General features: G+C 75.4%; 1 protein-coding gene. It reads right to left on the bottom strand.

The genetic code is table 11. The annotated features are described in order from the left end of the window. Window positions 1-31 precede the first annotated feature (31 nt). Window positions 32-26,464: a type I polyketide synthase gene (locus D7318_RS33985; RefSeq protein WP_230423802.1), complete on the bottom strand. Its 26,433-nt coding sequence runs from the start codon at window positions 26,462-26,464 to the stop codon at window positions 32-34. Window positions 26,465-26,485: the final 21 nt, after the last annotated feature.

Raw genomic sequence — 26,485 nt, 5'->3', positions numbered from 1 at the left:
CGGGCCCCGGGGCGGGTCGGGCTTCGCGGGGTCAGGGCGCCCCAAGCTCGCGGTCGATCAGGTCGAACACCTCGTCGTCGGTGGCGGAGGCGAGCGCGTCGCCGTCGATGACGCCGTCGGCGGGCCCCTCTCCTTCGGCCGCAGGGGCCGCTCCGCTCCAGCGCCACAGCACGCTCTGGAGCCGTTGGGTCACGCGCGCGTGGGTGTCGCCGCCCGCGTCGGTGCCCAGGGCGGTGAGCGCCGCCTCCAGTCGTTCGATCTCGGCCAGGATCCCGGCGCCCTCGTCCGTCTCCCCCGCGTCATCGGGCGCCAGCTCGGCTAGGAGGTGCGTGGCCAGGGCGAGGGGGGTGGGGTAGGTGAACACGAGGGTGGCGGGCAGCGTGAGCCCGGTCTGCTCGTTGAGCCGGTTGCGCAGCTGGACCGACATCATCGAGTCGAAGCCGAGGTCCTTGAACGCCTTGTCCACGGGCGCCTCTTCGGCGGAGGCGTGGCCGAGGACCGCGGCGGCCTCGGCGCCGACAAGATCGGCGAGGAACCGCTCGCGCTCGCCGACGGGCACGGCGGCGAGGCGACGCGGGAGGTCGGGGCCGCCGAGGGCCGTGCCCGCGGCCGTGGCCCTGCGGGGGCCCACGGCGGCGGCGCGCCGGGGGGCGAGATCGCGCAACTCGGCCGGGAGCGTGCCCTGTTCGACGCGGCGGCGCAGGGTCGCCTGGTCGAGCGGGACGGCGAGCAGCACGGGCTCGTCGGCGTGGTCGAGCGCGGCGGCGAGGGCGGCATGGGCGACCCCGGGCCGCCGCCCGCCCGGCGCGTTCTCCCATGCGGCCGGGGTGAGAACGGTGCCGGGCGCCCCGCTCGCGCGCCGGGCGCGGATCAACGCCTCGAGCGCGGCGGAGGGCCCCGGCGCGCCGACGAGGAACGCGGCGGGCGGCGTTTCCCTCGTCAGCTCGTCCAGGTGCCGCACGACGGCGGGGTCGCCCGTGGTGTCGACGACGGCCGCGAGCGGCGCGTCGGCGGGCGCGGCGGCCAGCAGCCTGGCCAGCCACCCGGGGTCGGCCAGGTCGCCGATGGCGCGTTCGAGGCGGGCGCCGCGCTTCTCCAGGTCCGCCTCGAGGTCGGCGCCGGTCAGCGGGTCGGCGGCGCCTTCGCCCGCGCCGACGGCCAGGATCAGGTGCCGCACGGCCCGTTCGGCGACCAGGTGGCGCGCGGTGGCGGCCGCGAGGTCGTCGCCCGCGGCGCCCGACGTGGTCAGCAGCACCGTGCCGCCCGGCAGCCCGAGGGGCTCGGCCGGGGTGGGCGCGACGGCGCGCGGCACGAGGGCCGTTCCGGCGCGGACGGCCACGCGGGGCTCGTCCCCTTGGAGGACATCGCGCAGGACGTCGGCCAGCGCCCCCGGGGTCTGGGCCCCTGTGGCGTCGGCCGGGTCGAGGTCGACCAGCAGCAGCCGACCCGGGCTCGCCGCCTGGGCGGCGGTGGCCAGGTGCCAGAGGGCGGCCTGCGCGGGGTCGGGCGCGAGCTCGTCGCCCGGGGCGGCGACGGCGCCCGCGGTGGTGACGACGAGGCGCGCGGCGGCGAGCCGCTCCTCGGCGAGCCAGGTGCCGATCAGGTCGCCCGCGCCCTCGGCGGTGGCCGCCGCGCGCGGGAGCAGGACCCATGTGGGCGGGGCGGCGCCCGCGTCGAGTGCGGCGAGCAGCGCGGCCAGGTCAGGGTGCGCGTCGAGGGCCTGTCCCGCGATCCGCACGCCCACGCCCAGGTCGAGCGGGTCGTCCCCGAGGACCGCCCAACCGCCCGTCGCGTCCGGCGCGTTGGTGTCCGTCTCGGTGGTGGGCCGCGGCGTCCAGTCGATCCTGACGGGGCGCTGGGCCGCGTTGCCGCCCGGCAGGGCCAACTGGTCGGCGGGCACGTCGCGTTGGACGAGGGTCGCGATGTCGGCGACGGGTCCGCCCGCCGGGTCGGCGAGCGTCAGGCGCACGCCGTCGGGCCCGGCGGGGGCCAGCCTGACGCGTAGCTCGGTGGCCCCGGCGGCCAGCAGGGACACGCCGTTCCACGCGAACTGCTGGCGCACCCGCCCGCCGTCGCCGCCCGCGGTGAGCGCGCCCGCCTGGAGCGCGGCGTCGAGCAGGGCCGGGTGGAGGCCGTAACGCCCGGCCTCGGCACGGGAGTTCTCCGGCAGGGCGACCTCGGCGAAGATCTCGTCGCCGCGGCGCCATGCGGCGCGCAGGCCCTGGAACGCGGGGCCGTAGCCGTATCCGGCGGCCTCGGCCGACGGGTAGAACCCGCTGACGTCGAGGGGTTCGGCGCCCGAGGGCGGCCAGGCCGTCAGCGCCGCCGAAGGGTCGGCGGCGGGCGCCTCGGCGGTCAGGACGCCCTCGGCGTGGCACGTCCACGGCTCGTCGTCGCCCGCGTCCTCGGCGCGCGCGTGGACGCTGACGGTCCGCTCCCCCGCGGCGGTCGCGGCGCCGACGACCAACTGGAGCTGGACTCCGCCGCGTTCGGGCAGGGCGAGGGGCTGCTGGAGGACCAGCTCCCGCAGGTGGCCGCAGCCCGCCTCGTCGCCCGCGCGGACCGCGAGCTCCACCAGGGCGGAGCCCGGCAGCACGGGGGTGCCGAGGATGCGGTAGTCGGCGAGCCAGGGCTGGGCGCGGGTGGCGAGCCGCCCCGTGAGGAGCAGCCCGTCGCCCGCCGCGAGCCGGACGGCGGCGCCGAGCAGCGGGTGCTCGGTGTCGTCGAGGCCGAGGCTCGACGGGTCACCCGCGGTGGCCGCGCGGGACGCGAGCCAGTACCGCTTGCCCTGGAAGGGGTAGGTGGGCAGCTCGACGGGGCGCACGGTGCGGCCCGCGAAGAGGGCGGCCCAGTCCACGAGGACGCCCGCGGCCCACAGCTCGGCCGCGTGGGCGAGCAGCCGGGCGGGGCCTCCGTCGCCGCGGCGCAGCGTGCCGACGACGGTGACGGGGATCTCGGCCGCCTCGGCGGTCTCCTGCGCGGCGGCGGTGAGCACCGGCTGCGAGCTGACCTCGATCAGGGTGGTGTGCCCGAGGCCGATGGCGGTCTCGATGGCGCCGCGGAACTCCACGGTGCTGCGGAGGTTGGTGTACCAGTAGTCGGCGTCCATGGTCGAGGTGTCCAACACCTCGCCCGTGACCGTCGAGATCAACGGCACCCGCGACGCCCGCGGCGTGACGTCGGCCAACTCCGACACCAACCGCCCACGGATCGCCTCCACATGCGGCGTGTGCGACGCGTAATCCACCGGCACCCGCCGCGCCCGCACCCCCGCCGCCTCAGCGACCGCCGCGATCTCATCCAACGCCGCCGGATCACCCGCCACCACCGTCGCCGAAGGCCCGTTCAACACCGCCACCCACACCCGGTCCCCGAACGGCCCCAGCCAATCGGCCAGTTGATCCACACCCGCGGCCACCGACAGCATCCCCCCACGACCCGCCAGCTCCTCACGGATCGCCGACGCCCGCAACGCCACCACCCGCGCACCGTCCTCCAACGACAGCGCACCCGCCACCACAGCCGCCGCGATCTCCCCCTGAGAATGACCCACCACAGCCGCGGGCACCACACCCAACGACTCCCACACCGCCGCCAACGACACCATCACCGCCCACAACACCGGCTGCACCACATCCACCCGCGCAAGCCACGCATCGTCCTCACCCGCCAACACCCCCGAAAGCGACCACTCCACACAACCCCCAAGCGCCGCCTCACACTCCGCCAACCGCGCCGCGAACACCGGTGACGACACCAGCAGTTCACGCCCCATCCCCAGCCACTGCGACCCCTGACCCGGGAAGATGAACGCCACGCCCCCGGTCGTTCCGACGCGCCCGGTGACGAGGGTGTCGGCGGGCTCGCCCGCGGCCAACGCCCGGGCTCCGGCGAGCAGTTCGGCCGGGTCGGCGCCGTGCACAACGGCCCGGTGGGCCAGGTGGGCGCGCCCGGTCAGCAGGGACCAGCCGATGTCGGCGGGGTCGGTGCCCGTGGCGGCGAGGTCGGCGACCCGGGCGGCCTGCTCGCGCAGGGCGTCGGCGTCGCGCGCGGACAGCAGCCACGGCGGGGTGCCGGTGGTCAGCGCGGGGTCTCCGGCGACCGTGGTCGCGGGGGCGCCGGGGTCGTCGGCGGCCTCCAGGATGATGTGGGCGTTGGTGCCCGAGATGCCGAACGACGAGACGCCCGCCCGGCGCGGACGGCCGGTCTCCGGCCATGGCGTGGGCTCGGTGAGCAGCGCGACATGGCCCGTGGTCCAGTCGACGTGCGGGGTGGGCTCGTCGATGTGGAGGCTGGGCGGCAGGACGTCCTGCCGCATCGCCATGACCATCTTGATGACGCCCGTGACCCCGGCGGCGGCCTGCGTGTGGCCGATGTTGGACTTCACCGAGCCCAGCCACAGCGGCCGTTCGGCCTCCCGGCCCTGGCCATAGGTGGCAAGCAGCGCCTGCGCCTCGATCGGGTCGCCCAACGCGGTGCCGGTGCCGTGCGCCTCCACCGCGTCCACGTCGCCCGGGGCGAGGCGGGCGTCGGCGAGGGCCTGGTTGATCACGCGCTGCTGCGCGGGGCCGTTGGGCGCGGTGAGGCCGTTGGACGCGCCGTCCTGGTTGATCGCCGAGCCGCGCACGACCGCGAGCACGCGGTGCCCGTTGCGGCGCGCGTCGGAGAGCCGTTCAAGCAGGAGCATGCCCACGCCCTCGGCGGGCCCGAAGCCCGCCGCGTCGGCGGAGAACGCGCGGCAGCGGCCGTCGGCGGCCAGGCCGCGCTGGCGGCTGAACTCGATGAAGAGCCCGGGCGATGACAGCACCGTGGCGCCGCCCGCGAGGGCGAGCGAGCACTCGCCGTTGCGCAGGGCGGTGGCGGCCAGGTGGAGGGCGACCAGGGACGAGGAGCAGGCGGTGTCGATGGTGACGGCCTGCCCTTCGAGGCCGAGGGAGTAGGCGATCCGGCCCGAGGCGACGCTGGCGGAGTTGCCGGTGCCGAGGAAGCCTTCGAGGTCTTCCATGCCGGGGCCGTAACCGCTCGCGTAGTCGGGGGAGATGAGGCCGACGAACACCCCGGTGCGGGAGCCGCGCAGCGACAGCGGGTCGATGCCCGCGCGCTCGACGACCTCCCACGACGACTGGAGCAGCAGCCGCTGCTGCGGGTCCATCGCCAGCGCCTCGCGCGGCGAGATCCCGAAGAAGGAGGCGTCGAACGTGTCGGCGCCCCTGATGAAGCCGCCCTCGCGGCCGTAGACGCGGCCCGGCTGGGAGGGGTCGGGGTCGTAGAGGTCGTCGATGTCCCAGCCCCGGTCGTCGGGGTAGCGGGAGATCGCGTCCCGGCCCTCGACGAGCAGCCGGTACAGCTCCTCGGGCGAGGAGACGTCGCCGGGCAGGCGGCAGCCCATGCTGATGATCGCGATGGGGTCGTCGTCGTGCCGGGCGAGGGCCGCGGGGGCGCCCGCGGAGGGCGCGTCGCCGGTGGCCCCTTCGGGCAGCAGCCGCTCCAGGAGGTGCTGGGCCAGCGCCGTCGAGGTCGGGTAGTCGAACACCAGCGTGGCCGGGAGGCTCAGGCCGGTGTGGGTGTCGAGCCTGTTGCGCAGCTCGACGGCGGTGAGCGAGTCGAACCCCAGGTCCTTGAACGGCTTTTCGGGGTCGATGGCCTGGGCCGAGGCGTGGCCGAGCGCCGCCGCGACCTGGCGGCTGACCAGGTCGAGCACGGCGCGTTCGCGCTCGGGCCCCGACAGGCCGGTCAGGCGGCGCACCAGGTCGTCGGCGCCGTCGGCGCCCGGCGCCGCGGTGTCGGCGGGCAGGGCGCGCAGCGCGTGGGCGACCTCGGGGAGGTCGCTGATGAGGGGGCTGGGGCGGTTGGCGATGAACGCGGGGGCGAAACGCGCCCAGTCCACGTCCACCACGGCCACCGTCGCCTCGTCCTGCCCCAACGCCTGCCGCAACGCCGCAACGGCCCGCTCAGGATCGAGCGCCGTGAGCCCGCTGCGGCGCACCGCCGCCTCCACGGTCCCGTCGTTGGCCATGCCCTCACCGGCCCACGGACCCCACGCGATCGACAACCCCGGCAGCCCCTCCGCCCGCCGCCGCTCAGCCAACGCGTCCAACGACGCGTTCGCCGCCGCATAGGCGCCCTGACCGGCCGCGCCCAGGGTGCCCGCGAGGGAGGAGAACAGCACGAACGCGGACAGCTGATGATCGCGGGTGAGCTCATGGAGGTTGAGCGCCGCGGTCACCTTGGACCGCAGCACCCGCTCCAACGACTCCCCCGACAACGACCCCACAAGCCCGTCGTCCAACACCCCCGCCACATGGAACACCGCACCCAACGGCGCATCCTCCGGAATGCCCGCAAGCACCTCGGCAAGACGCTCCCGATCCGCCGCATCACACGCCACCACATCCACCGACGCACCCAACTCCGCGAGCTCCGCCACCAGTTCGGCAGCCCCAGGAGCATCCGGACCACGACGGCTCAACAGCACCAGACGACGCACGCCCTCCGCGGCCAACGACCGCGCCACCCGCGAGCCCAGACCACCCGTGCCGCCCGTCACCACCACCGTCCCCGACAACGGCCACACCGAGGCACCCACTTCCACTGCGGCCGAAGCGGCACGCACCAGACGACGCACCAGCAGACCCGACGAACGAATCGCCACCTGCTCCTCACCCACACCACCCAGCACACCCGCAAGCAGACGCCCCGCACGCTCGTCCAACACCTCAGGCAGATCCACCAACCCACCCCACACCCGAGGCAGTTCAAGAGCCGCCACCCGGCCAAGACCCCACACCCCCGCCTGGCCCACATCCGGCACCCCATCCGCCGAACCCACCGCCACCGCACCCCGCGTCAGACACCACAGGCGTCCGCCGGTGGTGATCTCGCCGCAGGCCCGTGCGACGAGCGCGGTCGCCAGCACGGCCGACGACGGGTCGTTCGGTGCGCCACAGGCCAGCAGCGACACCACGCCGTTGACCTCCTCGCCACCGGCCGCCTCGGCCAGCAGCGCGCCCAACTCCCCACGTTCCACGGCCTCAAGGCCCACCGACACAACCACCGGCACCGCACCCGCGGCCGACAGCGCGCCACCCACCACATCCGTCAACCCACCGACACCCGACTCGGGAGACACCACCAACCACCGCCCCGTGAGCGCGCTCGGCGGGGTGGGCAGGGGCTTCCACGAGACGGCGTAGCGGTAGCCGTCGAGCGTGCCGCGTTCCCGTTGCCGGGTGCGCCAGGTGGAGAGGGCGGGCAGCAGGCCGCGCAGCGCCTCGGCCTCGTCGGCCCCTTCCGCGTCCGCGGCGGGGAGGGCGAGTGCCTCGCTGAGGGCGACGACGTCCTGTGCCTCGACGGCCTCCCAGAAGCGGGCCTCCGCCGGGTCGCGGGGCGCAGGGCCCGAGGCATCGACCGGGGCAGGGGTCAGCCAGTAGGGCTGGTGCCGGAAGGGGTAGGTGGGCAGGTCGACGGGGTGCGGGGCCCGGCCCGTGAGGACCGCGGGCCAGTCCACGGGGACGCCCGCGGTCCACAGCCGCGCGACGGCGGCGGTGAAGGTGGCCACCTCGTCGTGGTCGCGGCGGGTCGCGGCGGCGAACAGCGCGCCTGCGCCGGGGGCGACGCACTCGGCGCCCATGGCGGTGAGCACGGCGTCGGGGCCAAGCTCGAGGAACGCGGACACGCCCGTGGTGGACAGCCAGGTGACACCGTCGGCGAAGCGGACCGCCTCCCTGACATGCCGCACCCAGTAGCCGGGGGTGGTGATGTCCTCGTCGGCCGGGCGGCCTGTGAGGTTGGAGACCACGGGGACGCGGGGCGCCCGGTAGGTGACATCGGCGGCGACGCGTTCGAACCGCGCGAGCATCGGGTCCATCAGCGCGGAGTGGAACGCGTGCGAGACGGTGAGCCGACGGGTCTTGGCGCCCCTCCCGGCGAAGTGCTCGGCCGCCGCGTCGATGGCCTCCCGCGGGCCCGAAATCACCACGGACGCCGGGCCGTTGACGGCCGCGACATCGACGGTGATCCCGGCCTCCGCCAGGGCCGCGCGCACCTCGTCCTCGCCCGCGCGCACCGACAGCATGGCGCCGCCATCGGGCAGCTCCTGCATCAGGCCGCCACGGGCGGCGACCAGGCGGCAGGCGTCATCGAGGTCGAAGACGCCCGCGACATGGGCGGCGACCAGCTCGCCGATGGAGTGCCCGGCGACGAAGTCGGGGCGCACGCCCCAGGATTCGACCAGCCGGTGCAGGGCCACCTCGACGGCGAAGAGACCGGCCTGGGTGAACACCGTCTGGTCGAGCAGGGCGGCCTCGGCGCTGCCCGCATCCGCGGTCAGCACCTCCCGCAGCGGCCTGGGCAGCAGCCCGTCGAACGCCGCGCACACCTCGTCGATGGCGGCGGCGAAGACCGGGAAGGCGGCGGCCAGTTGGGCGCCCATCCGGGCGCGCTGCGCGCCCTGCCCGGTGAACAGGAAGGCGAGCCGTCCCTCCCGCACCGCGCCGGTGACGGCCTCGGGCGTTTCGGCATCGGAGGCCAACGCCCGCAGGCGCGCGGCGAGTTGGGCCGTGTCGTCGCCCCAGACGACGGCGCGGTGCGCCAGTCCCGAGCGGCTGGCGGCCAGGGTCAGGGAGACATCGGCCGCGTCGAGCCCTTCGACGGCGGCGGCCAGCCGCCCTGCGGCCTCGGCCAGGGCCTCGGGGCCCCCCGCGGACAGCGGCCAGGGCAGCACCGGGGACGCGGGGACGCCCGTGGCGGGCGCGGGCTCCGGGTCGGCGGGGGTCGGGGCCTGCTCCAGGATGACATGGGCGTTGGTGCCCGAGACCCCGAAGGAGGACACCCCGGCGCGGCGCGGGCGGCCATCGGCCTCCCACGGGCGGCCCTCGGTCAGCAGGGCGACCTCGCCCGCGGCCCAGTCCACATGGGACGTGGGCCGGTCCACGTGCAGGGTGGGCGGCAGCGTCCCGTTCCGCATCGCCATGACCATCTTGATGACCCCGGCGACGCCAGCGGCGGCCTGGGTGTGCCCGATGTTGGACTTCACCGAGCCCAGCCACAGCGGACGTTCGGCCTCGCGGCCCTGGCCGTAGGTGGCCAGCAGCGCCTGCGCCTCGATCGGGTCGCCCAACGCGGTGCCGGTGCCATGCGCCTCCACGGCGTCCACATCCGAGGGTTCGAGGCGCGCGCTGGCCAACGCCGCCCGGATCACCCGCTGTTGAGAGGGACCGTTGGGCGCGGTCAGGCCGTTGGACGCGCCGTCCTGGTTGATCGCCGAGCCACGCACCACCGCGAGGACGCGGTGGCCCTCGCGCACGGCGGTCGACAGCCGCTCGACGACGAGCACGCCGACGCCCTCGCCCCAGCCGGTCCCGTCCGCCGCCTCGGCGAACGGCTTGCACCGGCCGTCGGAGGCCAGCCCGCGCTGGCGGGAGAACTCCACGAACGCGCCAGGGGTTGACATCACGGTCACACCCGCGGCGAGCGCCAGGTCGCACTCGCCGTTGCGCAGCGACTGGGCGGCCATGTGCAGGGCGACCAGGGCGGAGGAGCAGGCGGTGTCGATCGTGACCGCGGGACCCTCGAGGCCCAGCACATAGGCCACGCGCCCTGAGACGACGGCCGCGGCGTTGCCGGTGGCCTGGTAGCCCTCGACCAGGTCGGGCGCGTGCTGGAGCAGGGCGCCGTAGTCCTGGCCGTTGGAGCCGACGAACATGCCGGTGAGGCTGCCCTTGAGCCCGGTCGGGTCGAGGCCCGCGCGCTCGATGGCCTGCCAGGACGCCTCGAGCAGCAGCCGCTGCTGCGGGTCCATGGCCAGGGCCTCGCGCGGGGAGATCCCGAAGAACTCGGCGTCGAACCCGGCGACGTCGTAGAGGAAGCCGCCCTCGCGGACATAGGAGGAGCCGGTGCGCTCGCCCGCCGGGTCGTGCAGGGACTCGACGTCCCAGCCGCGGTCCCCCGGGAACGCGCCGATGGCGTCAACGCCGTTGTCCACCAGCCGCCACAGGTCCTCGGGCGACTCGACGCCCCCGGGGAAGCGGCAGGACATGCCGACGATGGCGATAGGCTCGTCGCTGGACAGCACCACGGGGGCGGCGGTGCCCGCGCCGGTCGACTCGGCCCCGGCGCCCAGGAGTTCGTCGCGCAGGTGCGCGGCGAGCGCGGCCGGGGTCGGGTAGTCGAAGACCAGCGTGGACGGCAGCCGCAGCCCGGTGGCCGTGCTCAGGCGGTTGCGCAGCTCGAGCGCGGTGAGCGAGTCGAACCCGAGGTCCTTGAACGCCCGGCCCGCGGACGGGCGTTCGCCCCCGGTGTGGCCGAGCACGGTGGCGATCTCCGCGAGGGTCAGCTCGGTGAGGAGCTGCTCGCGCTCGACGGGGGACGCCTGGGCGAGCCTGCGGCTCAGGTCGTTCTCCCGTGGGGTCGTCGCCGACTCGCGCTGCTCGAGGCTCAGTTGGCGGACCTCGGGGAGGTCGCTGATGAGGGGGCTGGGGCGGTTGGCGATGAACGCGGGGGCGAAGCGCGCCCAGTCCACGTCCACCACGGCCACCGTCGCCTCGTCCTGCCCCAACGCCTGCCGCAACGCCGCCACGGCCCGCTCCGGATCCAACGCCGTCAACCCGCTGCGGCGCACCGCCGCCTCCACGGTCCCGTCGTTGGCCATGCCCTCACCGGCCCACGGACCCCACGCGATCGACAACCCCGGCAGACCCTCCGCCCGCCGCCGCTCAGCCAACGCGTCCAACGACGCGTTCGCCGCCGCGTAGGCGCCCTGACCCGGGGATCCGACCGTTCCGGCGAGGGAGGAGAACAGGACAAAGGCCGCGAGGTCATGGTCGCGGGTGAGCTCATGGAGGTTGAGCGCCGCGGTCACCTTGGACCGCAGCACCCGCTCCAACGACTCCCCCGACAACGACCCCACAAGCCCGTCGTCCAACACCCCCGCCACATGGAACACCGCACCCAACGGCGCATCCCCGGGAATGCCCGCAAGCACCTCGGCAAGACGCCCCCGATCCGCCGCATCACACGCCACCACCAGAGCCTCCGCGCCCAACTCCGCGAGCTCCGCCACCAGTTCGGCAGCCCCAGGAGCATTCGGACCACGACGGCTCAACAGCACCAGACGACGCACGCCCTCCGCGGCCAACGACCGCGCCACGCGCGAGCCCAGACCACCCGTGCCGCCCGTCACCACCACCGTCCCCGACAACGGCCACACCGAGGCACCCACCCAGGGCGAGGCGGCACGCACCAGACGACGCACCAGCAGACCCGACGAACGAATCGCCACCTGCTCCTCACCCACACCACCCAGCACACCCGCGAGCAGACGCCCCGCACGCTCGTCCAACACCTCAGGCAGATCCACCAACCCACCCCACACCCGGGGCAGTTCAAGAGCCGCCACCCGGCCAAGACCCCACACCCCCGCCTGGCCCACATCCGGCACCCCATCCGCCGAACCCACCGCCACCGCACCCCGCGTCAGACACCACAGGCGCCCCTCAAGGGTCAGCTCGCCCAGGGCCCGCACCAGGGCAACGGTGGGCTCAAGGGCGGTTCGCACCTCCTCGCCGCCGAGGCAGGCCAGCAGCGACACCACGCCGTTGACCTCCTCGCCACCGGCCGCCTCGGCCAGCAGCGCGCCCAACTCCCCACGTTCCACAGCCTCAAGGCCCACCGACACAACCACCGGCACCGCACCCGCGGCCGACAGCGCGCCACCCACCACATCCGTCAACCCACCGACACCCGACTCGGGAGACACCACCAACCACCGCCCTGACAGGGCGGGTTGGCGGCTGTCGGTGAGGGGCTTCCAGGTGACGCGGTAGCGCCATGAGCCGATGGCGTCGAGCTCGCGCCGACGGCGGTGCCAGGTCGCGAGGTCGGGGAGCACGGCCTGCCAGGGGGCGTGGTCCCCTTCGAGGTCGAGCGTGTGCGCCAGGGCCTCCATGTCCTCGCGCTCGACGACGTCCCAGAAGCGCGCCTCGACCCCGTCGGTCGCCCCGGCCCGGGTCCTGGCGCCGTCGAGGCGGCCCGACTCCAGCCAGTAGCGGCGGCGTTGGAACGCGTAGGTGGGCAGGTCGACACGGCGCACGGAGCGCCCGGCGTAGGGCTGTTCCCAGTCGACGGTGGTGCCGTTGACGTGCAGGGTGGCCAGGCCGCGCAGCAGCGCGACCGGCTCGGGCTGGTCCTTCCGCAGGGCGGGGGCCAGCACGGGGGGCGGCGCGTCGGGGGACCCGTCGGCGAGCGGTTCGAGGCAGTCCTGTGCCATGGCGGTGAGCACGCCGTCGGGGCCAAGCTCCAAGAACGTGGTGACGCCCTGGCCGTGCAGCCAGCGGATGCCGTCGAGGAAGCGGACCGGCCTGCGGACATGGGAGACCCAGTAGTCGGCCGAGCGGATGTCGGCGGCCCGCGCGCCCTCGCCCGTGACGTTGCTGACCAGGGGGATGCGCGGCTCGGCATGGGTCAGGCCCTCGGCCACGGCGCCGAACTCGGCCAGCATGCCGTCCATGTGCGGGGAGTGGAACGCGTGGCTGACCCGCAGGAGCTTGGTCTTGCGGCCCTCGTCGCGCCACCGCTCCGCCAGCTCGGCGACGGCGTCGTGGTCGCCCGCGACGACCACGGACGAGGGACCGTTGACCGCGGCGACGTCGACGCGGCCCTCGTATCCGGCGAGGGCGGGGCGCACGTCGTCCTCGGTGGCGCGCACCGACAGCATGGCACCGCCCTCGGGCAGCGCCTGCATCAGCCGCCCGCGCGCGGCCACCAGGGCGGCGGCGTCGGGGAGCGACAGCACGCCCGCGACATGGGCGGCGGCCAGCTCGCCGATCGAGTGGCCCGTGACGAAGTCGGGTCGCACGCCCCAGGATTCGACCAGCCGGAAGAGGGCCACCTCGAGGGCGAAGAGCGCGGTCTGGGTGTAGGCGGTCCGGTCGAGCAGGTCCGCCTCGGCGGTGCCGGGCTCGGCGAACATGACGTCGCGCAGCGGCAGTTCGAGATGGGGGGCGAGGTGGGGGTCGAGCGCGGCGATGACGGCGTCGAGCGCCTGCGCGAACACCGGGTGGGCGGCGTACAACTCCCGTCCCATGCCGGGGCGTTGGCTGCCCTGGCCGGTGAAGAGGAACGCGACGCCGCCGCCGGGCCTCGCCTCGCCCTCGACCAGCGCGCAGCCGTCGCCCTCGGGGCGGCGGCCCGTGGCGAGGGCCTGGGCACCGGCGCGGAGCGCGGCGTGGTCCTCGCCGATGAGCACGGCGCGGTGGTCGAGCGGGGCGCGCGTGGTGGCGAGCGAGTAGCCGATGTCGACGGCGGACGCCCCCGGGTCGGTGCCCGCGAGCAGCCGCCCCGCCTGGGCGCGCAGCGCGTCGGCGCCGCGCCCCGACAGCGCCCACACGGTCGGCCCGGTGCCCGCGTCGGCGGGCTCGGGCGCCAAGGGCACGGTGTCCGGGGCCTGTTCGATGATGAGGTGGGCGTTGGTGCCCGAGATGCCGAACGACGACACCGCGGCGCGGCGCGGGCGGCCATCGGCCTCCCACGGGCGGGCCTCGGTCAGCAGCTCGACGTCGCCCGCGGCCCAGTCGACGTGCGGCGTGGGCTCGTTGGCGTGCAGGGTCATGGGGAGCATCCCGTGCCGCATCGCCATGACCATCTTGATGACCCCGGCGACGCCAGCGGCGGCCTGGGTGTGCCCGATGTTGGACTTCACCGAGCCCAGCCACAGCGGCCGTTCGGCCTCGCGGCCCTGGCCATAGGTGGCGAGCAACGCCTGCGCCTCGATCGGGTCGCCCAACGCGGTGCCGGTGCCGTGCGCCTCCACCGCGTCCACATCCGAGGGGTCGAGGCGCGCGCTGGCCAACGCCGCCCGGATCACCCGCTGTTGAGAGGGACCATTGGGCGCGGTCAGCCCGTTGGACGCGCCGTCCTGGTTGATCGCCGAGCCACGCACCACCGCGAGCACCGGGTGGCCGTTGCGCATGGCGTCGGAAAGTCGCTCGACCAGGAGCATGCCGACACCCTCGGACGGGCCGAATCCGTCGGCCTCGGCGGAGAACGCCTTGCAGCGGCCGTCGGGCGCGAGGGCGCGCTGGCGGCCGAGCTCGACAAAGCCGACGGGGGTTGACATCGCGGTGACACCGCCCGCGAGGGCGAGGTGGCACTCGCCGTTGCGGAGCGACTGGACGGCCATGTGCAGGGCGACCAGGGACGAGGAGCAGGCCGTGTCGACGGTCACGGCCGGTCCTTCGAGGCCGAGTTGGTAGGCGACGCGCCCCGAGGCGACGCTCGACATGTTGCCGGTGCCGAGGAAGCCCTCGATGCCGTCGGGGACGGCGTTCAGCCGGGAGACATACTCGGAGGCCAGGGCCCCGGTGAACACGCCGGTCTGGCTGCCACGCAGCGAGGACGGCGCGATGCCCGCGCGTTCGACGGCCTCCCACGAGGCTTCGAGCAGCATCCGCTGCTGGGGGTCCATGGCCAGCGCCTCGCGCGGGGAGATCCCGAAGAAGTCCGCGTCGAAGTCGGCCATGTCGACGACGAATCCGCCGCCCCTGACATAGGTCTTGCCCGGCGCGTCGGGGTCCGGGTCGTACAGGTCGTCGGGCCAGTCGCGGTCGAGCGGGAACGGGGTGATCGCGTCCTGGCCCTCGATCACCGCGCGCCACAGCTCGTCGGGCGATGAGATCCCGCCGGGGAAGCGGCAGGCCATGCCCACGATGGCGATCGGCTCGTCCGCGGTGGCGGCGCCCCGGGCCGTGGCGCGCGCCGGGAGCGGCGCGGCGGGGGCGAGGCCGCCGACCTCGGAGTGGATGAAGCGGGCCAGGGCGGCCGGGGTGGGGTGGTCGAAGACAAGGGTGGCGGGCAGTCGGAGCCCGGTGGCGGCGTTGAGCCTGTTCCGCAGCTCGACCGCCGTCAGTGAGTCGAACCCGAGGTCCTTGAAGGGCCGTTCGGCGTCGATGGCGCCGGGGTTGGCGTGTCCGAGGACCGCGGCGACATGGCCGTGCACCAGGTCGAGCAGGAAGCGCTCGCGTTCGGCCTCGGCCAGCCCGGCGAGCCGCTGGGCGAGCGAGGAGTCGGCGCCCGCGCCCTGGGACGGGCCGACGACGCGGCGGGCGGGGGCGCGCACCAGGCCGCGCAGCAGGGGGTGAACGCCCGTGGTGGCGGCGCCCGTTCGGGCGCTGCCGAGGTCGATCGGGCTGGCGAGCAGCACGCCCTCGTCGAGGGTCAGGGCGCGGTCGAAGAGGGCGAGGCCCTCGGCGGCGCTCATCGGGAGGAAGCCGCCCTGGGCGATGCGGGCCTGGTCCTGGCGGCCCATCTGCCCGGTCATCGCGCTGGTTTCGGCCCAGTAGCCCCAGGCCAGGGAGACCCCGGGCAGGCCGCTCGCCCTGCGGTGCTGGGCGAGGGCGTCGAGGAAGACGTTGGTGGCAGCGTAGTTGGCCTGGCCCGGGCTGCCGAGGAGACCGGCGCCCGAGGAGTAGAGGGCGAAGAGGCCGAGGTCGAGGTCCTTGGTCAGCTCATGGAGGTTGACAGCCGCCTCCACCTTCGGCCCCCACACACGGGCCAGTTGCTCCGGTGTCAACGACGTGAGCACGCCATCCGCCAGCACACCGGCCGCGTGCACCACACCCGTCAACGGACGATCCGCAGGAACGGCGTCAAGCACCTCGGCAAGACGCCCCCGATCGGCCGCGTCACACGCCACCACCTCGGCCGACGCGCCCAACTCCCCCAGCTCACCGACCAGTTCGGCCACACCGGGGGCCCGATCACCCGAACGACTGGTCAGCAGCAGATGCCGCACCCCGTGCTCCACCACCAGATGACGGGCAAGCAACGCACCCAACGTCCCCGTACCACCCGTGATCAACACCGTCCCCGCGGGGTCGAGCGCGGGCGGCATCCGGAACACCAGCTTGCCCACATGACGCGCCTGACTCATGAAACGGAACGCCTCCACCGCCCGCCGCACATCCCACACCCGCACCGGAAGCGGACGCACGGCGTCGCGGTCGAAGAGGGCGAGGATCTCGGCGAGCATCGCGCCAATGCGCTCGGTGCCCGCCTCGCCCAGCTCGAAGGCGTGGTAGGCGACGCCGGGGTGGTCATGGGCCAGCTGGTCGGGGTCGCGGACGTCGGTCTTGCCCATCTCGACGAACCGGCCGCCGCGCGGCAGGAGTTCGAGGGAGGCGTCCACGAACTCCCGCGCCAGCGAGTTCAACACCACATCGACGCCACGGCCCTCGGTCGTGGCCAGGAACTTCTCCCTGAAGTCGAGATCACGCGAGGACGCGATGTGCGCGTCATCCAGGCCCAGTTCACGCAACGCGCCCCACTTCCCCGGACTGGCCGTCGCGAACACCTCCGCCCCCGCGTTCCGCGCCAACTGCACCGCCGCCATCCCCACACCACCCGCACCGGCATGCACCAGCACCGACTCCCCCGCCCGCAGACCACCCAGGTCGAACAGGCCGAAGAACGCCGTCAGGAACACCACGGGCACCGAGGCGGCGCGTTCGAACGACCACCCCTCGGGAATCCGCGCGAGGACCGCGGCATCCGCGCTGGCCAGCGGGCCGAAGCTGAACGGGATGACGCCGAACACCCGGTCGCCGGGGGCGAGTTCGGTGACGCCCTCGCCGACGTCGATGACCACGCCCGCGCCCTCGCTGCCGAGGATCGCGTCGCGGGGCAGCATGCCGAGGCCGATGAGCACATCGCGGAAGTTGGCGCCCGCGGCCCTGACGGCGACCCGCACCTGGCCCGCGGCCAGCGGCGCGGCGACCTCGGGGACGGGGGCCAGGGTCAGGCCCTCGAGCGTTCCCGTGTCGCTGACGTCGAGGCGCCAGGGGCCCGGGCCCGCGGGGGGCACCAGGCCGCCGCCCTCGGCGGTGGCCCGCGCCAGCCTCGGCGCGAGGACCGCGTCGCCGCGCACGGCGACCTGCGACTCCTCGTGCTGCCGCGCGGCGGCCACCGCGTCGGCGAGCCGCCCGGCGGCGACCTCGGCGGCGCGGTCGAGGTCCACCAGCAGGAAACGGCCAGGGTTCTCGGACTGGGCGGAGCGGATCAGGCCCCACAGGGGCGCGGCGGCGAGGTCCGCGACATCCTCGTCGGCGCCCGTGGCGACCGCGCCGCGGGTGACCAACACCAGGGGGACATCGGTGAGTTCGTCGTGCGCCAGCCACTCCTGGGCCAGCGCGAGCAGGTCGGCCGTCGCCCGGTGCGACGCGTCGGCGAGGTCGGCCGATGCGTCGACGCGCGGGTGGGCGACCACGGCGTGCGGCGCGGGGGCGCCCGCCGCCAGGGCCGAGGCCAGCGCGGCCGGGTCGGCGTGGAGCTCCACCTCCGCCCCGGCGCCGCCGAGCGCGGCGGCGAGGCCGAGCCCGTCGTCCTCGCCGAGCAGCGCCCAGGGGCCCGGCGCCTCGGCGGGCGGCGCGGCCACGGGGGCCCAGTCGAGCCGGAAAAGACCGTCGCCGTCCATGCCGCCCGCGGTCAACTGCTCGGCGGTGACGGGCCTGACCACGAGGGAGCCCACGCGGGCGACCGGTCGGCCCAGGGCGTCGGCGATGTCGATCGTGACGGCCTCGTCGCCCGCGGCCATGACGCGCACCCGCACGCGGTCGGCGCCGGACGCGAAGAGTGACACCCCGGTCCAGGCGAACGGCAGCCGCAGCCCGCCGTCCGCGCCCGCGAACGAGCCGAGGCCCATGGCCTGGAGCGCGGCGTCGAGCAGCGCGGGGTGCACGCCGAAGCGTGCGGCGTCGCCGCTGAGCGCGTCGGCGAGCCGCGCCTCGGCGAACACGGCGTCGGCGGTGCGCCAGGCGGCGACCAGGCCGCGGAACGCCGGGCCGTAGCCGTAGCCCCGCGCGTCGGCCTCCTCGTAGAAGCCGGACACGTCCAGGGCCTCCGCGCCCGCCGGGGGCCAGGCGACCAGGTCGGGGGCGGGCGCGTCGGGGGCGTGTTCGGCGAGGACGCCCTGGGCGTGCCGCGTCCACGGCCCCTCACCCGCCGCGCTCTCGGGGCGGGAGTGGATCGAGACGTCGCACTGGCCCGCGGCGTCCACCGGGCCCACCACGAGCTGGAGTTGGACCGCGGCGTCGCGGGGGATGATCAGCGGGGCCTCGATGGTGAGTTCGCGCAGGTGGCCGCAGCCGACCTCGTCACCGGCGCGCACCGCGAGCTCGACAAAGCCGGTGCCGGGGAGGAGCACGGTGCCGCTCACGGCGTGGTCGGCGAGCCATGGGTGGGTGCGCAGGGAGATCCGCCCCGTGAGCACGGCGCCCTCGCCGCCCGCGAGGGTCACCGAGGCGCCAAGCAGCGGGTGTTCGGCGGTGGCGAGGCCCGCGCCGCTCACATCGCCGGTGGCGGGGGTGGGTTCGAGCCAGAACGGCTGGGCGTCGAAGGCATAGGTGGGCAGCTCGACGCGGCGGATCGACCGCCCGGCGAACACCGCGGACCAGTCGATGGGCGCGCCCCTGGTCCACAGCTCGGCGGCGTTGGCGATCAGCCGGGCGCTCTCGCCCTCGTCGCGGCGCAGCGTGCCGACCACGGTCGCCGTCCTGCCCTCGGCCTCGGCGATGTCCTGGACGCCCATGGTGAGCACGGGGTGCGCGCTGACCTCGATGAAACGCGTCAGGTCGAGGCCGGTCACCGCGTGCTGGACGGCGTCGGTGAACCGCACGGTGGTGCGGAGGTTGGTGTACCAGTAGTCGGCGTCCATGGTCGAGGTGTCCAACACCTCGCCCGTGACCGTCGAGATCAACGGCACCCGCGACGCCCGCGGCGCGACCCCGGCCAACTCCGACACCAACCGCCCACGGATCGCCTCCACATGCGGCGTGTGCGACGCGTAATCCACCGGCACCCGCCGCGCCCGCACCCCCGCCGCCTCAGCGACCGCCGCGATCTCATCCAACGCCGCCGGATCACCCGCCACCACCGTCGCCGAAGGCCCGTTCAACACCGCCACCCACACCCGGTCCCCGAACGACCCCAGCCACTCCACCAGTTGATCCACACCCGCGGCCACCGACAGCATCCCCCCACGACCCGCCAGCTCCTCACGGATCGCCGACGCCCGCAACGCCACCACCCGCGCACCGTCCTCCAACGACAGCGCACCCGCCACCACAGCCGCCGCGATCTCCCCCTGCGAATGACCCACCACAGCCGCGGGCACCACACCCAACGACTCCCACACCGCCGCCAACGACACCATCACCGCCCAGAGAACGGGCTGCACCACATCCACCCGCGCAAGCCACGCATCGTCCCCACCCGCCAACACCCCCGAAAGCGACCACTCCACACAACCCCCAAGCGCCGCCTCACACTCCGCCAACCGCGCCGCGAACACCGGCGACGACACCAGCAGTTCACGCCCCATCCCCAGCCACTGCGACCCCTGACCCGGGAACACGAAGACGGAGCCGGCGTCGCCGGTGGACACGCCGGAGACCAGCTGGGACGCGGTGCCGCCGTTCGCCAACGCGTCGAGCGCGTCGGCCAGTTCGCGCGTTCCGGCGCCGCCCCACACCACCGCGCGGTGGTCGAGCGCGGCGCGCGATGACAGCAGGGACCAGCCGACGTCCACGGGATCCGCCTCGGCGAGCCCGGCGGCGACCAGCCGCCGCGCCTGGCCGACGAGCGCGTCGGCCGAGCGCGCCGAGAGCACCCAGGGCACCACGGGGGAGCTGGCGAGGCCGCCCTCGCCCGAGACCACCACGGGCCCCGGCTCGGCCGCCTCCGCGGGGGCCTCCTCCAGGATGATGTGGGCGTTGGTGCCCGAGATGCCGAACGACGACACGGCGCCGCGCCGCGCGCGGCCCTCGCGGTCCCAGGCGCGCGGCTCGTCGAGGAGGCGGACCTCGCCCGACTCCCAGTCGATGTGCGGGGACGGCTCATCGACGTGCAGGGTCCGCGGCAGCGTGCCGTGCTGGAGGGCGAGCACCATCTTGAGCACCCCGGCGACGCCCGCGGCGGCCTGGGTGTGCCCGATGTTGGACTTGATCGAGCCCAGCCACAGCGGACGGCCTTCGGGGCGGTCCTGGCCATAGGTGGCGAGCAGCGCCTGCGCCTCGATCGGGTCGCCGAGCGACGTGCCCGTGCCATGCGCCTCGACGACGTCCACATCCGAGGGGTCGAGGCGGGCGCTGGCCAACGCCGCCCGGATCACCCGCTGTTGAGAGGGGCCGTTGGGGGCGGTGAGGCCGTTGGACGCGCCGTCCTGGTTCACGGCCGAGCCACGCACCACCGCGAGCACGCGGTGCCCGTTGCGGCGCGCGTCGGAGAGCCGTTCGAGCAGCAGCACGCCCACGCCCTCGGACGGGCCGAACCCGTCGGCGCCCGCGCCGAACGCCTTGCAGCGGCCGTCCTCGGACAGGCCGCGCTGGCGGCTGAGCTCCATGAACCCGGCGGGCGTCGACATGACGGTGGCGCCCGCGGCCAGCGCCAGGTCGCACTCCCCCTGCCGCAGCGACTGCGTGGCCAGGTGCAGCGCGACGAGCGACGACGAGCACGCCGTGTCGACCGTGACCGCGGGCCCTTCGAGGCCGAAGACATAGGCGAGTCGGCCCGAGACGACGCTGGGCAGGTTGCCCGTCATGACATAGCCCTCGACCGCGGAGGGCGGGGCGCCCCAGCTGGGGGCGTAGTCGGAGGGCGTGACGCCGACGAAGACTCCGGTGGCCGAGCCCTTCAGGGACAGGGGGTTGATGCCCGCGCGCTCGAACGTCTCCCATGAGGACGTCAGCAGCAGCCGCTGCTGCGGGTCCATCGCCAGCGCCTCGCGCGGCGAGATCCCGAAGAGGGTCGCGTCGAAGTCGCGGATGGAGCCGAGGAATCCGCCGCCGCGCACATACGTGGTGCCGGGGTGGTCGGGGTCGGGGTGGTAGATCCGCTCCAGGTCCCAGCCGCGGTCGTCGGGGAACGGGACCACCGCGTCGCGGCCCTGTTCGAGCAGGCTCCACAGCTCCTCGGGCGAGTCGGCGCCGCCCGGCAGGCGGCAGGCCATGGCGACCACGGCGATGGGCTCGGCCGCGTCGGCGCGCGCCCTGCGGGCGGCCTTGCGCCCGTCGCGCCGCTTCCCGCCGCCGTCCTCGGGGGTGAGCGCGCCGAGCAGCAGACGGGCGAGGGCGACGGGGGTGGGGTGGTCGAAGACGAGGGTGGCGGGCAGCCGAAGGCCGGTGACCGTGGTGAGCCGGTTGCGCAGCTCCACGGCCGTCAACGAGTCGAACCCCAGGTCGCGGAAGGCGCGTTCGGGGTCGACCGTGCCCGCCGAGCCATGCCCGAGGACCGTGGCGGCGTGCGCGCGCACCATGTCGACGAGGTGCTGCTCGCGGTCGCCCGCCGGGAGCGCGGCGAGGCGCTCGGCCAGCGCGTCAGGGGTGGCCCCGGCGGCGGAGGAACGCGCCCTGCGCCTGGTGGGCCGCACCAGGGCGCGCAGCAGCGGCGGAACGGCGTCGGGCTCGGCGCGGGCGAACGCGCTCAGGTCGAGGGCGGCGGGCATGACAAGGGGCTCGTCGGTGCGCAGCGCCGCGTCCATCAGGGCCAGGGCGTGGTCGTTGGTCATCGGGACGATGCCGCCGCGCGTCATGCGGGTGCGGTCGGTCTCGTCGAGGTGGCCCGTCATGCCGCTGGCCTCGCCCCAGTAGCCCCAGGCGAGGGAGACCCCGGGGAGTCCCGCGGCGCGGCGGTGGTGGGCGAGGGCGTCGAGGAACGCGTTGGAGGCCGCGTAGTTGCCCTGTCCAGGGCCGCCGAAGAGGCCCGAGGCGGAGGAGAACAGCACGAACCACTTCAGGTCGGCGCCCGCGGTGAGCTCGTGCAGGTGCACGGCCGCGTCGATCTTCGGGCGCATGACGCGCTCGGCCTGCTCGGGGGTGAGGGTGTGGATCATGCCGTCGTCGAGCACGCCCGCGGCGTGGACGACGCCGATCAGCGGGTGGGCGGCGGGCAGCTCGTCCACCAGGGCGGCGAGCTGGGCGCGTTGGGTGGTGTCGCACGCGGCGATGGTCACCTCGGCGCCCGACGCGGCCAGCTCGGCGCGCAGCTCGGCGGCGCCAGGCGCGTCGGGGCCGCTGCGGCTGACCAGCAGGAGGTGGCCGACGCGGTGGCGCTCGGCCAGGTGGCGGGCGACGACCCGGCCGAGGGTGCCGGTGCCGCCGGTGACCAGGACCGTGCCGACCCGCTCCGCGGCCCCGCCCTCGGGCGCCTCGTCGGCCGCCGGGGCCTCGGGCGCCGGTGCCTCGGGGGTGAGCCGCCGCAGCCGTGGCACCAGCACGGTGCCGTCGGCGCCCACGGCGACCTCGGGCTCGGGGCACTCGAGCGCGCGGTCGACGGCGCCGACCCCGGCGCCCTCGGCGCCCACGTCCACCAGGCCGAAGCGGCCGGGGTGTTCGGCCAGCGCCGAGCGCAGCAGGCCGCGCACGGCGGCGCCCGCCCCGTCGGCCACGTCGGCGGCGCCGACGCCGACCGCGCCCCGGGTCACCAGGACGAGCCGCGCCGTTTCCCAGCGCTCGTCGGCGACCCAGTCGCGCAGCACATCGAGGGCCGCGAGCACCGCGTCGCGCGCCAGGCCGGGCTCCGGCACGGCGCCCACGGGCCCCGTGGGCGGGCAGTACAGGACGGTCTCCGGCACCGCGCGGCCGCCTTCGACCGCCCGGGCCAGGGCGGCGACGTCCCGGTACACCTCGCCGCCAGGCACCCCCGGCACGAGTCCCTCGCCCGCCGGGTCGAGCACCACCACGTCGCGTGGCTCGTCGGGCTCGACCGCCGCAGCCTCGGCCCAGGTGACGCGGAACAGCGCGTCGGCGAGCGCCGCGTCGGGCGCGGGCCCTGAGACGGCGGCGGGCCGGGAACGGATCGCCTCGACGGCGGCCACGGGCCTGCCGGTCGCGTCGACGGCGGCCAGCGAGAGCGCGCCGTCGTCGGCGATCGTGGCGCGCACCCGCAGCTCGGTGGCGCCGGTGGCCTCGAGGGTGAACCCGTCCCAGATGAACGGCAGTTGCGGCCCGGAGCCGTCGGCGGTGCCCGCGCCGTCCTCCAGGGCGGCCAGGAGCCCGGCGTGCTGGATCGCGTCGAGCAGCGCGGGGTGGATGCCGAAGCCCGCGGCCCGCTCGTGCTGGTCCTCGGGCAGCGCGACCTCGGCGAACATGTCGCGCCCGCGCCGCCACGCGGCCCGCAGCCCCTGGAACGCGGGGCCGTACTGGTAGCCGACGGCGGCGAGCCGCTCGTAGAAGCCGTCGGTGTCGACGGGCTGGGCGTCGGCGGGCGGCCAGCTCGGCTCGTCGAACGGCTCGGGGTCCGCGTCGCCGCTCTCGGCGAGCACCGCGCTCGCGTGCCGCGTCCACGGCTCGTCGCCGTCGCCGCGCCCACGGGAGTGCACGGTCATCAGGCGGCTGCCCGCGTCGTCGGGGGCGCCGACCCGCACCTGGATCTCCACCTCGGTGCCCTGGTCGAACACCAGCGGCGCCTCCAACGCCAGCTCCCTGACATGGCCGCAGCCGACCTCGTCACCGGCGCGGACGGCGAACTCGGCGTGCACGGCGCCCGGCAGCAGCACCGTGCCGTTCACCGCGTGCTCGGCGAGCCACGGGTGGGCGCGCGGCGACAGGCGGCCGGTCAGCACGACGGTGTCCCCGTCGGCGAGCGTGATGAGGGCGCCGAGCAGCGGGTGCCCCGCGTCGCCGAGGCCAGCCGAGCCGAGGTCGCCGAGCCCAGGGCCCGAGGCGGCCAGCCAGTAGCGCTCGCGCTGGAACGGGTAGACGGGCAGGTCGAGTCCCGCGGGGGCGGCCGGGAGCGTGGGCGTCCAGTCGACGGGCAGGCCGCGGACCTGGGCGCGGGCGAGGGAGAGCAGGAACGGGCCGGGGCCGCCGTTGTTCCGCTGGAGGGTGGGCAGGGCGACGGCGGGCGCGTCGGCCTGCTCGAACGTCTCGGCGAGGCCGATGCCGAGCACGGGGTGCGGGCTGACCTCGATGAACGTGCCGTAGCCCGCGCCCAGCAGGTGGCGGGCCGCGGCCTCGAACTCCACGGGCCTGCGCAGGTTGCGGTACCAGTAGTCGGCGTCGAGACCCGAGGTGTCGACGGGCTCGCCGGTGACGCTTGAGCAGAACAGCGTCCGGGCGGCCGTGGGGGCGATGCCGGTCAGCGCCTCGCGCAGCTCGGCCTCGATCTCCTCGACGAACGACGAGTGGGAGGCGTAGTCCACGGCGATGCGCCGGGCGCGCACGCCCTCGGCGTCGCACGCCGCGATCAGCGCGTCCACGGCCTCGGGCTCGCCCGCGACCACGGTGGAGCGGGGCCCGTTGACGGCGGCGAGCGAAAGGCGTTCGGCCCAGGGGGCGATGCGGGTCGCGACGGCGTCGCGGGACTCGGCGATCGAGGCCATGGCGCCGCGCCCGGCGAGGCGGACGATGGCCTTGCTGCGCAGGATGACGACCTTGGCGGCGTCGTCGAGCGACAGCGCGCCCGCGACATGGGCGGCGGCGATCTCGCCCTGGCTGTGGCCGAGCACGCCGTTGGGCTCGACGCCATGGGCGCGCCACAGCGCGGCGAGGGCGACCATGACGGCGAACGACGCGGGCTGGACGACATCGACCCGGTCGAGGCCAGGGGCGCCAGGGGCGCCGTTCAGGACCTCGGTCAGCGACCAGTCGACGAGGGGCGCGAAGGCGGCCTCGCACGCGGCGATCGTCTCGGCGAACACCGTGGAGGTGGCGAGGAGTTCGCGGGCCATGCCGTCCCACTGGGCGCCCTGCCCAGGGAAGACGAACGCGACGCGGCCCGGCTTGGTCACCGCGCCCTCGACCAGCCGCGGGTCGGGCTCGTCGGCGGCGAGGGCGCGCAGGCCCGCGACCAGCTCGTCGCGGTCGGCGGCCACGACCACGGCGCGCCGGTCGAGCGCGGAGCGGGTGTGGGCCAGGGCGGCGCCCAGGTGGGCGGGGTCGAGGCCAGGGTGGGCCTCGGCGAAGTCGGCGACGCGGGCGGCCTGGGCGCGCAGCGCGGCCCGGCTCTTGCCCGCGACCGGCCAGGGCACCACGGGGGTGCGCCAGCCGGTGGCGGCGCCGCCGCCGGCGTCGCCCCCCTCCGGGGCCTCGGCCGGTGCGGGGGCCTCCTCGATGATGACGTGGGCGTTGGTGCCGCTCACGCCGAACGCCGAGACGCCCGCGCGCCGCGGCTCGTCGCCCGCGGGCCAGTCGCGGGGCTCGGCGAGCAGCCGCACGGCGCCCGCCTCCCAGTTGATGTGCGGCGACGGCGCGTCGACGTGCAGGGTCTTGGGCATGCGTCCGTGCCTGAGGGCGAGGACGGTCTTGATGATGCTCGCCACCCCGGCGGCGGTGGCGGTGTGGCCGATGTTGGACTTCACCGAGCCGAGCCACAGGGGGTTCGCGTCGTCGTGCTCCGCGCCATAGGTCGCCAGAAGGGCGTGGGCCTCGATCGGGTCGCCCAGCGTGGTGCCGGTGCCGTGCGCCTCGACGAGGTCCACCTGCCGCGCGGAGACGCCCGCGTCGGCGAGGGCGGCGCGGATGACGCGGCGCTGCGAGGGGCCGTTGGGGGCGGTGAGGCCGTTGGACGCGCCGTCCTGGTTGACGGCCGAGCCGCGCACCACCGCGAGGACGCGATGGCCCTCGCGGACGGCGTCGGAGAGGCGTTCCACGACCAGGACGCCGAAGCCCTCGGACATGTTGGTGCCGTCGGCCGCGGCGGCGAACGCCTTGACGTGCCCGTCGGCGGCCAGGCCTCGCTGCCTGCTGAAGCTGGTGAAGATCGCGGGCGTGGACAGGACGATGACCCCGGCGACGAGGGCGCGCGTGCACTCGCCGCGGCGCAGGGACTGCGCGGCCAGGTGCAGGGCGACCAACGAGGACGAGCACGCCGTGTCCACCGTCACCGCGGGCCCCTCGAGGCCCAGGGCGTAGGAGATGCGCCCGGAGAGGACGCTGCCCGCGGCGCCGGTGATGGTGTAGCCCTCGAGCTCGGGCGGGACGCTCGCGCCGCTCCCGTACCCGGTCGGGTAGGCGCCGACGAAGACGCCGGTGCGGCTGCCGTGCAGGGAGAGGGGGTCGATCCCCGAGCGTTCCAACGCCTCCCACGAGCCTTCGAGCAGCAGCCGCTGCTGCGGGTCCATCGCCAGCGCCTCGCGCGGGGAGATCCCGAAGAGCTCGGCGTCGAAGTCGCCCGCGGACTCGACGAACCCGGCCCGTTCGACATAGGACGTGCCGGGGTGGTCGGGGTCGGGGTCGAAGAGGCTGTCGAGCGGCCAGCCCCGGTCGTCGGGGAACGGCGTCATCGCGTCGTCGCCGTTGTCCAGCAGCCGCCAGTACTCCTCGGGCGAGGTGACGCCGCCCGGCAGGCGGCAGGCCATGCCCACGATGGCCAGCGGCTGGGCCGCGGCCTCCTCCAGGCGGTGCAGCTGCCTGCGGGTCTGGCGCAGGTCGGCGGTCGCCCGCTTGAGGTACTCCCTGAGCTTGTCTTCGGTGTTCACGCCTTCACCTCGTGGGAAACG

Origin of the sequence: Streptomyces radicis (assembly GCF_003626575.1) — a bacterium.
GTDB lineage: Bacteria > Actinomycetota > Actinomycetes > Streptomycetales > Streptomycetaceae > Streptomyces > Streptomyces radicis.
This window is presented reverse-complemented; position numbering and strand designations above follow the sequence as displayed.